The following is a 17,370-nucleotide window of genomic DNA, read 5'->3' as shown; positions in this document are numbered from 1 at the left end:
ACCAATAAAAATGGCACATGCTTCAACCAAGCAGGAGGAATTTGTGTTTACTTCTTTACTTATTAAAGTACATCATTCAACCAAAAATCAACCAATGAAGGCCGCAATCATTCAGGAAGTCAATCAACCCGTTTCTGTTCAGGAAGTAGAAAAACCGCAGGCGGGTCTGGGCGAAGTCATTGTTCAGCTCAAAGCTGCCGCGCTCAATCACCGAGATGTTTTTGTACAGCAGGGAAAATACCCCGGCATGAAGCTGCCGGTCATCATCGGTTCCGACGGCGCGGGAGTGGTGTCAGAAATTGGAGAAGGGGTTTCTGAAGAAAGGTTGGGCAAAGAAGTAATCATCAATCCGTCGCATAATTGGGGTCCCGATGACCGTTTTTACAGCAAATCCTTCAAAATTTTGGGAATGCCCGACAACGGTACTTTTGCCGAATACCTTAAAGTAGAAGCGAAGTATTTGCACCCAAAGCCCCAGCATTTGAGTTTTGAAGCGGCGGCCGCGATTCCGCTCGGCGGGCTTACGGCGTGGCGGGCGCTGATGACAAGGGCAGGCATGAAATCAAGGGAGCGCGTCTTGGTGACGGGCATCGGCGGGGGTGTGGCGCTGTTTGTGCTGCAATTTGCCGTGGCGTCGGGGGCTGAAGTATGGGTAACGTCGAGCTCGGATGAAAAAATAGAGAAAGCCATTGCATTAGGTGCCAAAGGTGGGGTAAACTACAAAGACCCTAATTGGACCAAAAACTTGATTGCTGCCACGGGCGGCGACCGTAGTGGTTATTTTGACGTCATCATCGACAGTGCGGGTGGCCCGCATTTTGCCAAACTCATCGACGTTGCCACCGCTGGCGGCCGCATTTGTTTTTTTGGGGGAACCACGGGCAACATCACCGATATTATTCCCGGAAAAGTATTCTTTAAACAACTTAATATTTACGGCTCTACCATGGGAACCGAAGCGGAGTTTGAAGCAATGATTCAGTTTATCGAAGAAAAACAAATTCAACCGATTCTGGATGAGACCTTTGCGCTCGACGATACCGAAATGGCGCTGCGACGTATGGACAACGGAACGCAGTTTGGGAAGATTGTGTTGAAGATTGGGTAATCCACCTGTAAATCAGTAATTTTGTGTTTGAAAATATAACCTGACGGACTATAAGCCGTCAGGTTTCTCTTACTAATGACAGAAGCAATCTCTCTTTCCAAGCAGGATATTCGTAAACTCACCGTTGTTCAACTCAAAGATTGGTTGACGCAGCACGGCGAACAGGGCTTTCGAGCCAAACAAATTGTAGAATGGTTGTGGAAAAAATCTGCCACCTCCTTTGACGAAATGAGCAATCTATCGCTCAAAACGCGTGAGTTGTTGACCGAACACTTTGAAATTCGGGCTATTTCCAACGCTAAATCGCAAAAAAGCAACGACGGAACCGTCAAATCGGCGTTCAAACTCCACGACGGTCACCTCATTGAGGGAGTGTTGATTCCCGCCGACGACCGCATGACGGCTTGCGTATCTAGCCAAGTGGGTTGCTCGCTTACCTGTAAGTTTTGCGCCACGGGCTACATGGACCGTAAGCGCAACTTAGATGCCGCCGAAATGTACGACCAAGTGGTGGCCATTGACCGGCAAGCAAAAGAAAATTTCAGCGTGCCGCTCACCAATATTGTGTACATGGGCATGGGTGAGCCGTTGCTCAACTACGCCAACGTGCTTGAATCCATTGAAAAAATCACCTCGCCCGAGGGATTGGGTATGTCGCCTAAAAGGATTACGGTTTCGACGGCGGGCATTGCCAAAATGATTAAAAAACTTGGCGACGATGAAGTGAAATTCAATCTGGCGCTCTCGCTTCACGCAGCCAATGACTTAAAACGCAACCAAATCATGCCCATCAACGAGTCTAACTCGTTGGAAAATTTGGCAGAAGCGTTGCAGTACTTTTACCGTAAAACCAAGAATCGGATTACGTTTGAGTACATTGTCTTTAACAACTTCAACGATACACTGCAAGACGCGAAAGAGTTGTGGGAGTTTACCAAAAAAGTGCCTGCCAAGGTCAATATCATTGAATACAACCCCATTGCAGAGGCTGACTTTAAAAACACTGGAGTGGATAAATTAGAGCAATTTGCTCGTTTTTTAGATAGCAAAGGAGTGATTGTCAACGTACGGCGCAGTCGTGGGAAAGACATTGATGCGGCCTGTGGGCAATTGGCCAACCGCGAAAAAAATGAATAACTTTGGGTTGTACCTCATGGCGGCGTTGTATTTTGCGGCGGGAGTAATTCACTTGCTCAAGCCCCGCATTTACCTACGCATGATGCCGCCGTGGGTGCCAATGCCGCTGGCCGCTGTGCTAGTTTCGGGCGTATTGGAGATGGCTTTTGCCATCGGCTTGTTATTCGCTGCCACCCGTTCGCCATCGGCCTGGGGAATTATTTTATTGTTGATTGCCATTTTTCCCGCCAACGTCTACATGCTGACGTCGGGAAAGTTTCATCGAATTCCCAAAACTCTTCTCATTTTACGTTTGCCACTCCAATTGGTGCTTATTTGGTGGGCGTATCAATATGTGTAATCCTATTCTTTGGGCCTTCCCGCCAAAAAATAAACCAGCCACCCCAAAGGGATAAAAAGGGTAACCAATACCCAAATCAGTTTTAACGTATTTTCTAACGTACTCCGTACAATGTGTACGATAGCGATGATTTGTGGTACAATCGTTAGCCCCAAAAGGAGAAATATGAAAATCACTTCCTGTCCGCCAAGACCTAAATAGCAAAGCATAGTGTATGTTTTAGATGCAGTAAGTTATAAAAAAACGGTTTGCTTGTTGATGGCTTGCTTTTGAAAAGACGGTAAAAGTGTATTAACGGGAAAAAAATGGGTATGGCATAGTGCTTATTTGAACAACCGAAGGGCGTTTGAGTTGATAGTTATTACAGATGTAAACTGACCTATTTTAAAATGCCGAAACTTTCGAAAGAAGATAGCTTTATTGATTTTTCTGATTATGGACGTCCCGTTGCTACTTTTCTGGCCCATCACTTGTCTCGGATAAAAATTACGGCGGTTCAGGTTACGATTGTGTTTTTGTTAGCGGGGCTTTTGTGCGCCTATTGCATCTACATCAATGAATTGGTATGGGCGGCGGTGTTTTTGATGATAAAAAACATTCTGGATGCGGTAGATGGCGAAATTGCGCGAATCACCCATCATCCTTCCCTGATTGGCCGTTATTTGGATTCGGTGTTTGATTTTATCATCAATCTCCTCATTTTCAGTACACTGTTTCTTACGGGGGCGGCTTCCAACTCGCTGTTATTGTGGGCGTTTTTAGGGATTGAATTTCAGTGCTCTATTTACAACTATTATTACGTTATTCTGAGAAGAAGACTGAACAACGAAGAAACCAGCCGAATCATCGAATACCGAAAACCCATCGCTTACCACTACGAAAGCCAAAAAGTCGTTAATGTTTTGCACGCCATTTTTTTGAGTTTATACCTCATTTTTGATGTGGTGGTGCTTTACTTAGACAAACAAGCCCTCTTCGTTCGGACTTTTCCTCAATGGTTTATGAGCCTTATTTCGTTGCTGGGCTTAGGCTTTCAGCTGTTGGTTATCTGCGTATTTCTTTGCTTGGGACTACCAGAAATGATATTGCCTTTCTTTGCGTGGTACAGCGTTTTCGGGTTAGTTGTAATTTTAGTCAGGAAGCTGTTTATACGATAGTTTATTTTCTGTCATCACGCCAAATCAGCTTCTCATTCTTCCGCTTTTCGAAGAAATCAGGACATTTTCCGTCGCCCATTCCAGAAATGCCTCCGTCGGGATGGCAAATGAGGTTGCATTTGTCATCATAAAGATTGCTAAATACGTCACAACACATCGGCGGAATATAATAGACGGTTTGGTTATTGAAAGTGTACTGCCAGACGCTTGACGGAGGGTTTGAGACAGATGCTTTTTTCATTTGCTCAATCTTCTCTTTGATACAAGCAGGCGTATCGGCGGGTATATCTTCTTTGGTACAGGCACCAGTGATAAGCAGGAAGAATAAAACAACAATTGCACTTTTCATGGCCTTTGAGGATGGTTTATGACAAAGACGTTTTCGAAGGATGAAAGGTTGGAAAAATGCTTCGGCACCGTTTTAGAGAGAGTTATAATCTAAAAACTACTCCGTTGATGGTATTTTTCCACCAACGGAGCAATAATATTTATCCCCCTACTTCCCCGAAAACGAATACGGAAAGCTGCTTGCCTGCGTGCCGCGCGTTTGGTTGGGCTGCGCCGACATCTTAAAGTCCAAGGTGCCGCCCTGTTGGAGCGTGTGGTGCTCTAAGTAGTTAAGGTTGTGCGGTTTGCCGTTAAGGGTTACTTGGTTCACGTACACTTGTTGCGCGCCGTTGTTGGAGGCGTTGATGGTGAGTTTTTTGCCGTTTTCGAAGGTCATGGTCATGCGTTTGAACAATGGGCTTCCAATCACGTACTGCGTGGTGCCTGGGCAAACGGGATAAAAACCCAAGGCACTGAATACGTACCATGCCGAGGTTTGGCCGTTGTCTTCGTCGCCGCAATAGCCATCAGGAGTGGGTTGGTAGAGTTTGTCCATGATTTGACGAATCCAATACTGCGATTTCCACGGCTGTCCGGCGTAGTTGTACAGGTAAGGCATGTGCTGAATCGGCTGGTTGCCGTGGGCGTACTGACCCATGTTCATGATTTGCATTTCGCGGATTTCGTGAATCACAAATCCATAGTACGACTCGTCGTACACGGGTGGTAAGACAAACACGCTGTCGAGTTTTTGTGCAAAGGCCGCCTTGCCGCCCATGAGGTTGGAAAGACCGTTGATGTCATGGAAAACCGACCAAGTATAATGCCAGCTGTTTCCTTCCGTAAAGGCATCGCCCCATTTGAAGGGATTAAACGGTTTCTGAAAATCGCCTGCTTTGTTTTTGCCGCGCATGAGCTTGGTTTCGGGGTCAAACAGGTTACGGTAGTTTTGGTTGCGTTTGGCAAACAGCGCGATTTCACTTTCGGGACGTTTCAGCGCTTTGGCCAATTCCCAAATACAGAAATCTGCGTAAGCATATTCGAGCGTACGGGCCGCATTTTCGTTTATTTTGACGTCGTAGGGCACGTAGCCGAGATCGTTGTAATATTCGTGACCAAAGCGCCCAACGGAGTTGACGGGCCCTGCATTTTCGGTGTTTTTCAAAATGGCTTCGTATAGCGTGTTGATGTCATACCCGCGAATACCTTTGATGTACGAATCAGCAATCAATGATGCGGAGTTGGAGCCAATCATACAATCGCGGTGACCTGGGCTGGCCCATTCTGGCAAAAATCCGCTCTCTTTGTAAGCATTCACCAATCCTTCCATGATTTGGCTGTTGAGGGTGGGGTACATCAACGTGAAAAACGGAATGGCTGAGCGGAAGGTATCCCAAAAACCATTGTCGGTAAACATGTATCCAGGCAATACTTGTCCGTTGTAAGGACTGTAGTGAACGACTTTGTTTTGGGCGTCGTACTCATAAAACTTGCGGGGAAACAACAACGCACGATACAAGCACGAATAAAACGTGCGGAGTTGGGCGTCGGTGCCGCCTTCTACCGCCAATCGGCCCAGTTCTTGATTCCAAGCTTTTTGGCCTTTTTGCATCGTGGCCGTGAAGGTGTCATTGCCCAATTCGCGCGAAAGATTCAAGGCGGCTTGCTCGGCGCTGATAAACGAAGAGGCTACTCTGATGTGAACCACTTCTCCTTTTTTGGTTTTGAAACCAATCACGGCTCCTACGTGCTCGTCTTTTTGTTCAAGACTCCCCTTGGATAGTTTTTTGCCTGACCAAGTGGCGTTATAAGTAAAGGGTTTGTCGAAATGCAATTCAAAATAATTGCGAAAATTGAGCGGAACACCGCCGCTGTTTTGGGTGCTATAACCAATTATTTTTTGTTGTTCGGGAATAATCTTGATGTATGAGCCTTTGGCAAAGGCATCAATGACCACAAACGCGCTGTCGGTTTTGGGGAACGTCAGTCGAAATTGCGCGGCGCGCTCGGTGGGTGCGATTTCAACTTGCGTGTCGTGGTCGGCGAGATAAACGCTGTAATAATGAGGCTTTACCACTTCGGCTTTGTGCGAAAACCAGCTTTGGCGTTCGTCTTCCGTAAATTTCAATTTTCCCGTCACGGGCATAATCGAAAACATCCCGTAGTCATTAATCCAAGGGCTGGGCTGGTGGGTTTGTTTGAAGCCACGGATTTTGTTGGCGGTATACATGTACATCCATCCGTCGCCATTTTTGCCCGTTTGGGGGCACCAAAAATTCATTCCCCAGGGCGTGGCGATGGCGGGATAGGTGTTGCCAGCCGAAAGTTCATGCCGAGAATCGGTCCCCATCAATGGGTTGACGTATTGGGTATAATCACTGTTGGGAGATTGAGCAAAAGCGGTTTGTACCACGAGAAAAGCCAGAAAGAATGGCCGTAGAAAAGTTTGCATGGAATATGAAGGGGTTTGTTGGTGCGATTTTACAACAATATTACCGAATCACGTTCAAACTTCCCGTCAATTTATACTCCACTTCGCGCAAATAGATGTGATAATAGTAGGTTCCGACGGGTACAAAGTCGCCATTCCAGCGGCCGTCCCACGGGGTTTCGTAGCCTTTGTTGGTAAAAATTAGGTTGCCCCAACGGTTGAAAATTTCGATGGTGCAATTGGGGAAATCCCGAATGCCTGCAATTTCCCAAGTATCGTTGGCACCGTCATTGTTAGGCGTAAAACCGTTGGGAATCGTGAGGTCAATAACAGTAATGAGCACTTCGCCCTTTACAATACACCCTTCCGTAGTGGTCATGGTTACGGTATAGTTAGTGGTTCGGTCGGGACTTACGGTTGGGCTGGTGGCGGTTGAATTGTTGAGCCCAATGCTCGGAAACCATACGGCGGTTGCGTTGAGGGGTACCGCGGTTTTGATTTGAATGCTGTCACCGCGTACAACTACCAGTTTTCTGGGTACTTCTAAGCGCGGAGGCGGGGCGATGTAAGCAGGTTTAGTATCTTTTCCCGAACACCCCTGATTATTGGTGTAGGTATAGGTAATCGGATACGTACCCGCCGATAAATCCTGCGTTACAAACCGATTTCCTACCACACCCTGTCCGCTAAAAGTGCCTCCTGCGGGTGAGCCTTCTAAGGTAACTGCCTGTAAAGCAGAGGTACACAATGCCTGTATGGGAGCAATAGTGACCGTAGGGGAGGGTTTTACGATAACATTGACTGAAACAGACCGGGTGGTACATTTAGTGACAGTATCAGACACGGCTACGGAATACCGGCCAGTTTGCGTTGGTGAAAACTCGTTTCCGAACGAAGCAAACAAGGGGGTATCTTCCTGATACCACGCATAATCGTAGGCATTATTGTGGGGAGTAATGAGTTTTATGGAATCGTTGGCGCAGAAAATAGGCGTACCGTCAATCGTCAGCGGGGCCGTTGGGGCCGAAATAAGCTTTATGATTACACTGTCTTTACTTACGCATTTGGTCGTTTTTTCGGTTACAAACACACTGTAAACACCCGGTTGTTTTACGTTGGAAAAAACCTGCCCTGAATTGTCGGTAGTGACCCCGTTTTGCTGCCAGCTGATGGTGGCGTTTGAGGGTAAATCAATGCTTAGATTGGTGCTGTCGTTGGAGCACAGCGGCAAAGGGCGACTGGAGGAAATTCGGACCGTGCTGGCGTTTTTTACGTTGACGCGGGTGAAGTTTAAGGTAGACTCCTCCGTTCCGCAGCTTTCGGCAAAACGTTTGACAAGGCTATAGTTGCCGGGCTGATAAATGCCCAAATAAGATTGGTTGGCATTAGTGATGGGTTGGTCGTCCTTTAGCCATTGATACGCCCATTGCGGGTTTTCATCGTTGGCTTTCAGAACTACAGAATCGCCTTGACACATGTCTACCGAAGAGATATTGCCCACTGAGGATTGGTAAGTAACTGAAGGCGATGCCGTTAAGATTTCAATAAAAACGGGGGAGGGGACTGAAGAAATACAATCCACAACGTTAAACACAAATTCGCGTCGTATTTCTCCTACTTTTACGTTTTGTCGCCATTCTTCACAACGAACCGCAAAGGCAAAAAAACCAACCTTAGAAGCATTAAGCGTTATTTTACCCGTTTTTGAGTCAATTCTCAATGGATTAGCGCCTAGAATAGCTTTCGTGCTGTCAAAACCTGCGCTCCAAACCGCCCGACTATAAGGGCCTGCTTTGGATTTATCGGGAAAAGTGCCGCCTTGGTCGGTGGAGCCAATGAGAGGCGTGACAATGCTGTAGCGTAGTTCATTTCCCGAAGAACTTGTTGCTCCAAAATCAGCTTCGAAATTTTTTCCTACACACACATATTTGACTTCGGGAGTTTTAAATTGGGGCAAACCGGCTGAAATGCTGTTGAGCGGAATTTCAGCATAAAAGGCTAAGCCAACCCTATTGGGTGTTTGAATATTGACAATTTCGCCGTTGCGGCAACATTCTTCCCACGAAAAATAATAGCCTTCTGGGTCGTTGTAGGTAGTCGTAGGAAAAGAAACGGTGGCCGTGTAGCGAGCCAATGTAATGCGAGATTCGCGAGGATTGGGAACGCAGCGAGGGTTGGAATAGGGGATTTCCTCCAGTGCAGCGCGGGTCAGCGTAAAATCTTCAATGCGGGCGTTGGTACTTTTGCGAAAAGAAGAAACAAATGCCTTGTCGTTTGTACTACCCAGTACGCCGTCGTAAATCAGGGTTAAGGTAATGAGGTAGCTGGTAGAGGAACCATTTTGTTTGGTAAGCGCAATATCTCCCCCGACAATGTGATTGGCCCATGCCCCCGCATTCCACATCAACAATAGCCCGCACGTTATCCACCACTTCATGTAAGGTTCTTTTTCTTAATCCTTTACAACTATTGTTCCAAAATGAAAGAAGCCTTAAAAAACGATTGTGTCGCCTACCTGAATGCCGTATTTATCACAGTAACCGCCGTTTACTTCTACCACGTATTGTGCGTCACCAAAGGAGGGGAGGCTTTCTTCGGAATAGGGTTTGGCTTTTTTCTGGATAGAAACAATTTTTTTGTTTTGGTCAACGTAGATGATGTCCAACGAAATCATGGTATTTTTCATCCAAAAACTTTGCGGAGTTGGTTCTTCAAAAACAAACAGCATTCCCACCGAATCGGAAAGATAGGGCCGGAACATCAGGCCTTTTTGGCGATCGGCGTCGTTTTCGGCGATTTCAACGTCAATCTTCCGAAAGGTTTTGCCGCCTTTTAAAAACGTTACTTCACCCTCTTTTGTAATGCCGCTCGCGGGGGCTGCGGGTGCCGCCGACGAAGAAGCGGGCGCCTCAGTTTCGGCCGAAACCGAGGCGCTGCTGTTGGAAACCAGCAAGGGTCTTAAAAGATACAAAGCCCCCGCTAGCACAAAAACTGCCAATAAAATATAACTTATGTATGAACGACGCTTCTCCATAAAGTACCTTGATGAAATAATGCAATGAATATCGGGTTGGTTGAAATTATTCTTCGTACGCCCAGTCAATCCGGTGTTTCATGTCCCGAATAACTAAATTTTGCGCCTTAAAATAAGAACGAATTTGGTCAACTTTGTCGTATTGCTGGGCCGACTTGTATTCGCGATATAAATCAAGCATTCCGCTCAATACGGCATTGCTTTCCGTTGTTTCTTCCTTCAGACCTAGAATTTCTTCGGTAAAGGTGATGTATTTTTCTTTCAACAAGGCAAATCCCTCTTCCCCCAACGCCGCAGGATTTAACTGGTTGAGGTAAATCATGTTGACGTATTTTAAGAGGTTAAACAACTGCGCAATCGCAACGGCGGTGTTGAGGTCGTCGTTCATGGCATCATAAAACGCCTGCACGGTTTTTTGAATGTCGGCTACTTTCTTTTCATCAATCGTAACACCAGGGGTTGAAACCTTCAAGCCTGCTTCATTGGACGAACTTTCGACTTCCGCGGGGATGTAGGTCAATGCTTTAATGGCTTTCAGTCCATTGATGATTCGTTTGTACGCTTTTTGAGACCCTTTCAGTGCATCGTTTGAGAAATCAAGCGTGCTTCGGTATTGACTCTGGAGCATAAAGAATCGAGACGTCATGGGGCTGTAGGCCTGTTCAAGCAACGGATGATTGCCAGAAAACAACTCGACGGGTAAAAATGAATTGCCTAATGATTTTGACATTTTTTGTCCGTTGACCGTCAACATATTGGAATGCATCCAATAGCGTACGGGCTCCGTTCCGTTCAATCCTGTTCCCTGCGCAATTTCGCATTCATGGTGAGGGAATTTTAAGTCCATGCCACCGCCGTGAATATCAAATTGTTTTCCTAAGTATTTGGTACTCATGCAAGTACATTCTAAGTGCCAACCTGGAAAACCTTTGCCCCATGGCGATTCCCACTGCATGATGTGCTCGGGGGCTGCTTTCTTCCAAATGGCAAAATCCAGCGGATTTCGCTTCTCCGAAGTACCCTCTAACTCGCGAGTCTCGGTCAACAGGTCTTCCAATACCCGGCCTGATAGTTTGCCGTAATTATTGCCGTTTGCGTTGTATTGATTGATGTCAAAATAAACCGAGCCATTGGATTCATAAGCCAGTCCCTTGTCAATCAGGTCTTTGACAGCTTCTATCTGTTCAATCAAATGTCCAGTAGCGGTGGGCTCAATGCTGGGCGTGCGAAAATTAAGTTGCTCCAGCACCTGATGAAAATCGTTGGTGTAGCGCTGCACAATTTCCATCGGCTCCAGCTTTTCTAGTTTGGCCATCCGTCCGATTTTATCTTCACCTTCGTCGCCATCGCCAACAAGGTGGCCTACATCCGTGATATTGCGCACATAACGGACCTTGTAACCAATGTGCGTCAGGTAGCGAAAAAGAATATCGAAAGTCAGAAACGTACGAACATTGCCCAAGTGTACGTAATTATAAACCGTTGGCCCGCATACATATAGCCCTACGTGAGGAGGGCTAAGGGGTTGAAAAAGTTCTTTTTGGCGGGTGAGAGAATTATAGATTTTGAGTGGTTGTGTCATGATAAGAGAATACTAAATACTCGTTTATGAAATTGATTTCCTGAAACGCAGTATCAGCAACATCGAAAGAGGTCAACCCGAAAATTTTTCAAAAACATAGCAGGAGAAAATGTAATTTAAACGCAAAACTAACAATTTGTTGCGGGTTCTTTTACAATTTCGGTGCCAGAAGTTCGGTATTTAGACGGGGCAACGTAACTTTACCGCATGAAAAAACCTTTTATCGTCGGAATCACGGGCGGGAGTGCATCGGGAAAGACCTATTTTCTTAACAGCCTGATGGGCGCTTTTGGCGAAGATGAAATCTGCCTGATTTCGCAAGACCATTATTACCGTTCTCGTAATGAAGTGCCAGTCGACGAAAACGGGGTACATAATTTCGACTTACCCTCCGCTATCAACCACCGCAAGTACGCCGAGCACATCATCGACCTTCGGGAGGGCAAGACCGTGGAGCAGTTGGAATATACCTTCAACAATCCCGCCATTATTCCGCAGATGCTTACCTTTAGACCTACGCCCATCATTGTGGTAGAAGGGATTTTTGTGTTTTACTTCAAGGAAATCGCGGAGCTGTTGGATTTAAAAATCTTCATTGACGCCAAAGAGCACATCAAACTCAAACGTCGTATTATCCGCGACCAAGTGGAGCGTGGCTACGATTTGACGGATGTGCTGTACCGTTGGGAAAATCATGTATTTCCAACCTACGAGCAGTTTATCAAACCCTCAAAGGCTGACGCCGACATAATCATTCCTAATAACCGACATTTTCATCGCGGTCTGGAAGTAGTAAAAGCATTTTTGAAAAGTAAAATTGAGCTTTAGCGGCGGCTCAAAAGGAGTTGGCGGGCCTTATAATTCCCAAATAGTAGGGTTATTGTGTCGACGGAGGTGCTTGCCAATCTCCATCCAAAATGCCATCACCAAGTAGACAATGATGGGGGAACCAAAGGTTAAAAAGCTGGCGTAAATAAAATAAAGCCGAATACTGCTTGCCGAGATATTAAAGATTTCTCCCAAGCGAGTACAAACGCCAAAAACGTGGTTCTCAACAAAATACCGGAAACGATTCATCGCGTTTTTTATGTTTGAAAACGAAGGTAACAAATCTATTCTATAAAGTCAAGCATCTGAATAACAGATGTCTCCGAACTTGACTTGTAACAAATATTTTATAAATTTGTTTGAGCTCTGCTTAAAAACTTCATTCTCATCGCAAGACAAAGTAAGTCTTGGCAAGTGCCTAATTTTGAGCGTTCAAGCCTTTTGCTCAATGATTAGTTTTGTCAATATCTTTGTAAATCCGCTGAAAATGAGGAGATTGGCGGCTGTTTGTTTAATTATTTCTTTCATTATTTTAATTATTGTAGTAAAATGCAAACAGGAACAGTAAAGTTTTTCAATGAAGCCAGAGGGTATGGTTTTATTGTGGACGATGAATCTCAAAAAGAAATTTTTGTACACGTAACGGGCTTAGGCGGGGTAGTTATCCGTGAAAAAGACCGAGTAGAGTACGAAATCGTTGATGGTAAAAAAGGCTTGAACGCTACTAAAGTGAAGAAAATTTGATTTTTCTTTACCCAAGAACGGTACGGGGAACTCTGCCAAGAGCTCCCCGTTTTTATTTCCTACAAATCCCGTTCGATGATTTCGTTGGTCTTTTTGTCTTTCAAAATTACTTTGTGACGGCCGTCGTGCGTGACTTCTTCCTTAATTAAATAATAATCGGCATCGTAGTCAATCAGCGTTGAAACGGGCGTCAACCCTTCTTGACCGCGCCAAACGGGTAAATCGACAGGCTCCCAGAGTTTGGTTTGGGCCGATTTGTAGGCGGCATCTATGATGGCGTTGACCACGTAGCCATCGTAAAAGGTCTCGGCAGGCTGGGTGCCTTCCTCGACCGACCGAAACATATCTGTAAACATGTGGTTGTAGCCAAGTTCGTTGACCTCATCGCCTACTGGAAAAAGCCAGCCCGTATTGCTTTCGGCTTTCTCGGCCACGTAGTCGCCGCCTTTGCCCGTCGTGAATACTTCAAAGCCAGTACGCAGAAAATTATTCATCCATATAGTGCCCTCCGTTCCCATGACTTCGTCGCGCAGGTCCATGCCGCCGCGAAACGTCCAGCTTACTTCAAATTGACCGATGGCCCCGTTTTCGTATTTGACCAACGCAATGGCGTGGTCTTCGGCCTCAATGGGTTTTACCTGCGTGGCGGCCCAGCACATCACTTCTACGGGCTTGATGTCTTTGCCGATAAAATTGCGGGCAATTTCGATGCAATGGCAGCCCAAATCAAGGATACAGCCACCGCCTGCCTGTTCTTTGTCCCAAAACCAGTTGCTGTGAGGGCCAGGGTGGGTTTCTCTTGACTTGGCCCACAGAATCCGCCCCAAGGCACCGTTATCTACCATCTGCTTGGATTTTAGGAATTTAGGAGTGTAACACAAATCTTCCAGATACCCGCCGAATATGCCCGCGCCTTCAATGGCCTGCATCATGCGCAGGGCTTCGGCTCCGTTTCTGCCCAAAGGTTTGGTACTGACCACCGCCTTTTTATGTTTTACGCAAAGCATGACGGCGGCTTCGTGGAGGTTGTTGGGGAGCGCTACGCAAACCATGGTGACGTCGGGGTGCGCGATTACTTCTTCCATGTCGGTCGACCAAAACGTACAGCCGTAATCATCGGCAAATTTTTTGGCGCTTTCTTCGCGGCGCGCATAAATAGCCACCACGCGGTCACGGCCGCGCTGACCGTGGATAGACTCTGCATAAAAACGTCCGATAAAGCCCGAACCAAGCATGGCAATCCTTTGCATAAAATCTGATTGTTGACGGTGAAAATTATTTTTATAAAAAAAGCAGTTAAGCTAAACTTTTTAATGATGGTTTTTTGTTCGTACTTTTGCAATATAGTTGCAAATAGTCATGGCAAGAATTATTTCGATAACATTAAATGTGGGTTTAACAGGGCTTGTACACCTGTTGTGCTGCTGGGTACCGTTGGTGGTCGTTTTGTTTAACGGGGCATCTATCGGCTGGTTGGCAGAGTATCGTACTCCGTTGATTGCGTTGCAATTAGCAGCATTGGCGTGGTCTTTTTATGATTTATACTTACGCCCTTCTCATCAGGCTGGTTTGTTTGAGAAAAGAGTGTTTTGGGGTGCGGTAGGCCTTACAGTAGTGTTGAATCTGATTCCTCATCGGTATTTTCAGGCCGAAGAAGGTCAGTTGGCGCAAGCGCAGTTTGAGCGGATTCGCTCAACAAGGGTTGCTCAATTTGAACTTAAAACGCCGCTAAAATCGGTAGAAAAGTTAAATAATACGCTTCAATCCGTAGAAGGCGTCGTACCTTCGCAAATCAAGCTGAATGACGAGGTGGTTTCGGTGCGTTATTATGCAGGAAAAACGTCCGATGAAGCCATTTTGGCGACTCTCAGAAAGCAGGGATACCAAGTTTCAATGATTGACTAACCAACGCTACTTTTTACCATGACAAAACACGTTTATTCTTTACTTACCGTTGGCGGTATGCTTTTCGGTGTGTATTTATTTTCTGCTTGCGGTGACAAAAAAGACCCTAAAATGGAAGAAGCGGGCAAGGTCCATCTGGAAGCAATGGAAATTGAAGAATCTATTCATCAACAAATCGAAGGCATAGATTCGTTGAAGATAGTGTTAAGTGAAAAGAAAAAAACGCTGACCGATGCGGCAGCTATTGCAAGTTTAGATTCTACCGTAGCGGCGTTGGATGCGGTAGCGGGCTCATTTGCCGCTTGGGAAGAAAGCGTGGTAGAAGTGCCAGGATTGCCTCACGAGCACCACGACGGAGAAGAGCATGAGCATAAGCCAGCGCCAGATTTGACGGCGGAGCAAATGCTTGAGGTGCAAAAAGAATCAAAAACCAATATCGAGAAAATCAAAGCTGATTTAGCTAAGGCTGAGGAAATGGTTAAAAAAGTACTCTAGCGAGTTTATAAGAAAAAATTACCAATCGCCTGCTTTCCAGAATGTTTAATTCGGAAAGCAGGCGATTGGTATTATATGGGCAATGGACTAACGCGGTACTTCTACTTTTTGCAATAATTGAGCTACGGCGTCGTCGGGGGTGGCACCTTCCATTTCGCGCTCGGGCATCAAAATAATGCGGTGACGAAGTACGGCGGGAGCAAGTGCCTGAATGTCTTCGGGCGTCACAAAATCACGTCCTCTAATCGCGGCCAATGCTTTGGAGCTGTTCAATAATGCCACCGAAGCCCGTGGTGATGCCCCCAAAAACAACGATTTGTTGTTGCGTGTTTGCAGAATAATTTGGGCAATGTATTCCAACAATTTATCTTCTACGTGTACTAGGTGCGTTTTTGCCCGTAATTCCGTTAATTGTTGAGGCTGTAAAATAGCAGTAATTTCTCCAATGGCTTCGGTCATGCTCTTCCGTTGATGATGTCCACGCAACACTTCTACTTCCTGCTCGGCGGTGGGGTAACCCACGACTATTTTAAACAGAAAACGGTCTAGTTGGGCTTCTGGCAAGCGGTACGTGCCTTCGTGTTCAACGGGATTTTGGGTTGCAATTACTATAAACGGTGTACTCATTGGGTAAGTACTGCCGTCGATGGTGGCTTGCCGTTCTTCCATCACTTCAAAGAGGGCCGATTGGGTTTTGGCGGGGGCGCGGTTGATTTCATCGACCAAAATGAGGTTGGAAAAAATCGGCCCTTTCATAAACTCAAAATTGGCGAGCTTGGGGTTGAATATCGACGTTCCCAAAACATCCGACGGCATTAAATCGGGGGTAAACTGAATGCGACTAAAATCGGTGTTGATGGTTTTTGCCAATAGCTTCGCCGTGAGTGTTTTGGCTACTCCCGGTACTCCCTCTACCAAGACGTGTCCATCGGCCAAAATGGCGGTTAGGAGTAGTTCGATGGTGTGGTGTTGGCCCACAATGATTTTGCCGATTTCCGATTTTATGGCCGAAATAGCGTCGTTAAGGTCCTGAAGGTCAATGCGTGATTCGAAATTCATGAATGAGAGGGTAGATGTTATCTGGTTTTTTGATAAAAATCTTCAATTCTTCGGTTTAAGCTCAGTAAGGCATATTCAGTAAGGCGGCCACTGCGCTCCGCGTGGGCTATTTCGCCAAATAATAAATCAATTTCTAGGCGTGCAAAGCCTGTTTTTTGGGATAAGGCTTCTTTAAATTCTTCGTCTAATTCGTTGGTACGCAGCCCAAAGCGCTCCCGAATATAGAGCAGCAAGTGCTGTATTTTCTTTTGAGCAATGTTGGCGTGGTCAGCCTGTTGGAAATACATTTTTCCGATGGTTTGCACAAATTCGAGGGAGGTATTTTTAGGCACTTCCATCACGGGAATGATGCGTTGGGTGCGTTTCCCCGCAAAAATGGCAAACACAAATAGCCCGAAAAGAATCATATAATAGGCCCATTTTAGCGGTGGCTGCGTCATCACAAATCGAAAAATAGACTGCTCATTTTCGCCAAATCGACCCTGTTTCAGGTATTCATCCCAATACGTGGGCTGAACGGGTAAATACGAAAGGCTCTTAAAAGCAAAGTCTGACGTAGCAGAATCCAACGCGTAATAATTGGTCAAAGCCAAAGGCAAATTATGCAGATAAAAATGACCTTTTCCGTAGCATACCTTCAGAAAAATGGGCTCATTACGCGCATTTTGGGCCAAAACCGTCACATTTTCAGATCTTTTTACCAAAAAATAATTCCGCCCGTCATCCTGCGGAAAAACGTAACCTTTGGGTTTTCTGAAGGTTGGATTGACAAAGTTCATGACCAATGCTGTATCGCGGAGCGAAGGCGCTTTGAGCGTGGCCCGCACATTGAGGGTTTTGAGCAATGTGTCCGAAAAATCGTATGCCGAAATAAAGACGTTGTTCCCCTTTTTTACGTAATTGAGGAGTTGAGTGCGGTCATTTTTATCAATATCAAAATTTTGACAGACAAAAATATAATTGCTTTTGGTAGGCAATTTGCTTTCAGTCAGGTGATTATAAATTGGCAGCCGCAATGACTCTACTGCTTGACTACCGAAGATATCCGGCAATAACTCAACCAGCGCTTTGGTGCCAAACGGTATTTTATCCTTGTCGGAGTAAGACGGCGTCCAGTCAATCGGTTTGGGGCGGTAGTATTCAAACAGCCCATAACCGAGGATGGTCAGCGTTAAAAACCAAAAATATTTGCTTCGTAAATTTTTCAAAAGAATGTCAGTCGT

18 protein-coding genes are annotated in these 17,370 nt (G+C 45.9%); 8 read left to right on the top strand and 10 right to left on the bottom strand.

Annotated elements, in window-relative coordinates; all coding sequences use genetic code 11:
- Nucleotides 1–94: 94 nt before the first annotated feature.
- The 3 genes from NCI00_RS17415 (at nucleotide 95) to NCI00_RS17405 (ending at nucleotide 2,585) form a co-directional block, all read left to right on the top strand.
- Nucleotides 95–1,108 carry a zinc-binding dehydrogenase gene (locus NCI00_RS17415; protein ID WP_253529814.1) on the top strand — a complete coding sequence of 338 codons (1,014 nt, stop codon included), beginning with the start codon at nucleotides 95–97 and terminating at the stop codon, nucleotides 1,106–1,108.
- Between the two features lie 75 nt (nucleotides 1,109–1,183).
- Nucleotides 1,184–2,245: a dual-specificity RNA methyltransferase RlmN gene (rlmN, locus tag NCI00_RS17410; protein WP_253529619.1), complete on the top strand. Its 1,062-nt coding sequence runs from the start codon at nucleotides 1,184–1,186 to the stop codon at nucleotides 2,243–2,245.
- Nucleotides 2,238–2,585: a DoxX family protein gene (locus NCI00_RS17405; RefSeq protein ID WP_253529618.1), complete on the top strand. Its 348-nt coding sequence runs from the start codon at nucleotides 2,238–2,240 to the stop codon at nucleotides 2,583–2,585. The genes rlmN and NCI00_RS17405 overlap by 8 nt, the downstream gene beginning before the upstream one ends.
- A 2-nt stretch (nucleotides 2,586–2,587) precedes the next feature.
- On the opposite strand, the gene NCI00_RS17400 is transcribed toward NCI00_RS17405, so the two are convergent.
- Complete coding sequence (locus tag NCI00_RS17400; RefSeq protein WP_253529617.1) at nucleotides 2,588–2,794, bottom strand: PLDc N-terminal domain-containing protein; 207 nt, start codon at nucleotides 2,792–2,794, stop codon at nucleotides 2,588–2,590.
- 180 nt (nucleotides 2,795–2,974) lie between these two features.
- On the opposite strand from NCI00_RS17400, the gene NCI00_RS17395 reads away from it, so the two are divergent.
- Nucleotides 2,975–3,742, top strand: a complete 768-nt coding sequence (locus NCI00_RS17395) for a CDP-alcohol phosphatidyltransferase family protein (protein ID WP_253529616.1) — start codon at nucleotides 2,975–2,977, stop codon at nucleotides 3,740–3,742.
- A 1-nt stretch (nucleotide 3,743) separates the two neighbouring features.
- Here NCI00_RS17395 and NCI00_RS17390 read toward each other — a convergent pair whose 3' ends face one another.
- The 5 genes from NCI00_RS17390 to cysS form a co-directional block, all read right to left on the bottom strand.
- Nucleotides 3,744–4,091, bottom strand: coding sequence for a DUF6970 domain-containing protein (locus tag NCI00_RS17390; protein WP_253529614.1), 348 nt, complete (start codon nucleotides 4,089–4,091; stop codon nucleotides 3,744–3,746).
- Between the two features lie 147 nt (nucleotides 4,092–4,238).
- The gene (locus NCI00_RS17385; RefSeq protein ID WP_253529612.1) at nucleotides 4,239–6,521 is read right to left on the bottom strand and encodes a GH92 family glycosyl hydrolase; all 2,283 of its coding nucleotides are present in this window, start codon (nucleotides 6,519–6,521) and stop codon (nucleotides 4,239–4,241) included.
- 40 nt (nucleotides 6,522–6,561) lie between these two features.
- Nucleotides 6,562–8,937: a T9SS type B sorting domain-containing protein gene (locus NCI00_RS17380; protein ID WP_253529609.1), complete on the bottom strand. Its 2,376-nt coding sequence runs from the start codon at nucleotides 8,935–8,937 to the stop codon at nucleotides 6,562–6,564.
- A gap of 54 nt (nucleotides 8,938–8,991) precedes the next feature.
- Nucleotides 8,992–9,534 carry a DUF192 domain-containing protein gene (locus NCI00_RS17375; RefSeq protein ID WP_253529605.1) on the bottom strand — a complete coding sequence of 181 codons (543 nt, stop codon included), beginning with the start codon at nucleotides 9,532–9,534 and terminating at the stop codon, nucleotides 8,992–8,994.
- Nucleotides 9,535–9,580: 46 nt separating this feature from the next.
- Nucleotides 9,581–11,116, bottom strand: a complete 1,536-nt coding sequence (gene cysS, locus NCI00_RS17370; protein ID WP_253529602.1) for a cysteine--tRNA ligase — start codon at nucleotides 11,114–11,116, stop codon at nucleotides 9,581–9,583.
- Between the two features lie 207 nt (nucleotides 11,117–11,323).
- On the opposite strand from cysS, the gene udk reads away from it, so the two are divergent.
- Nucleotides 11,324–11,944 carry a uridine kinase gene (gene udk / locus NCI00_RS17365; protein ID WP_253529599.1) on the top strand — a complete coding sequence of 207 codons (621 nt, stop codon included), beginning with the start codon at nucleotides 11,324–11,326 and terminating at the stop codon, nucleotides 11,942–11,944.
- A gap of 27 nt (nucleotides 11,945–11,971) precedes the next feature.
- On the opposite strand, the gene NCI00_RS17360 is transcribed toward udk, so the two are convergent.
- Nucleotides 11,972–12,193, bottom strand: coding sequence for a PspC domain-containing protein (locus NCI00_RS17360; protein ID WP_166558320.1), 222 nt, complete (start codon nucleotides 12,191–12,193; stop codon nucleotides 11,972–11,974).
- A gap of 300 nt (nucleotides 12,194–12,493) precedes the next feature.
- Between NCI00_RS17360 and NCI00_RS17355 the strand changes: the two genes are divergently transcribed.
- On the top strand, nucleotides 12,494–12,688 hold the full coding sequence (locus NCI00_RS17355; RefSeq protein WP_013927601.1) for a cold-shock protein: 195 nt from the start codon (nucleotides 12,494–12,496) through the stop codon (nucleotides 12,686–12,688).
- Nucleotides 12,689–12,747: 59 nt separating this feature from the next.
- On the opposite strand, the gene NCI00_RS17350 is transcribed toward NCI00_RS17355, so the two are convergent.
- Complete coding sequence (locus tag NCI00_RS17350) at nucleotides 12,748–13,938, bottom strand: Gfo/Idh/MocA family protein (protein WP_253529596.1); 1,191 nt, start codon at nucleotides 13,936–13,938, stop codon at nucleotides 12,748–12,750.
- Between the two features lie 109 nt (nucleotides 13,939–14,047).
- Here NCI00_RS17350 and NCI00_RS17345 point away from each other — a divergent pair, with 109 nt between their 5' ends.
- A complete protein-coding gene (locus tag NCI00_RS17345) occupies nucleotides 14,048–14,593 on the top strand; it encodes a heavy-metal-associated domain-containing protein (protein ID WP_253529593.1) in 546 nt (181 codons plus the stop codon).
- A gap of 18 nt (nucleotides 14,594–14,611) precedes the next feature.
- Nucleotides 14,612–15,088 (top strand): hypothetical protein, encoded by a 477-nt coding sequence (locus NCI00_RS17340; protein WP_166558323.1) that lies wholly within the window; start codon nucleotides 14,612–14,614, stop codon nucleotides 15,086–15,088.
- Between the two features lie 87 nt (nucleotides 15,089–15,175).
- On the opposite strand, the gene NCI00_RS17335 is transcribed toward NCI00_RS17340, so the two are convergent.
- On the bottom strand, nucleotides 15,176–16,147 hold the full coding sequence (locus NCI00_RS17335) for an AAA family ATPase (protein ID WP_253529589.1): 972 nt from the start codon (nucleotides 16,145–16,147) through the stop codon (nucleotides 15,176–15,178).
- A gap of 17 nt (nucleotides 16,148–16,164) precedes the next feature.
- The gene (locus NCI00_RS17330; RefSeq protein ID WP_253529587.1) at nucleotides 16,165–17,355 is read right to left on the bottom strand and encodes a DUF4350 domain-containing protein; all 1,191 of its coding nucleotides are present in this window, start codon (nucleotides 17,353–17,355) and stop codon (nucleotides 16,165–16,167) included.
- Nucleotides 17,356–17,370: the final 15 nt, after the last annotated feature.

Origin of the sequence: Runella salmonicolor (assembly GCF_024158025.1) — a bacterium.
GTDB lineage: Bacteria > Bacteroidota > Bacteroidia > Cytophagales > Spirosomataceae > Runella > Runella salmonicolor.
Note: the sequence above shows the minus strand (reverse complement) of the source record. Positions and strands in the feature narration are given on the sequence as shown.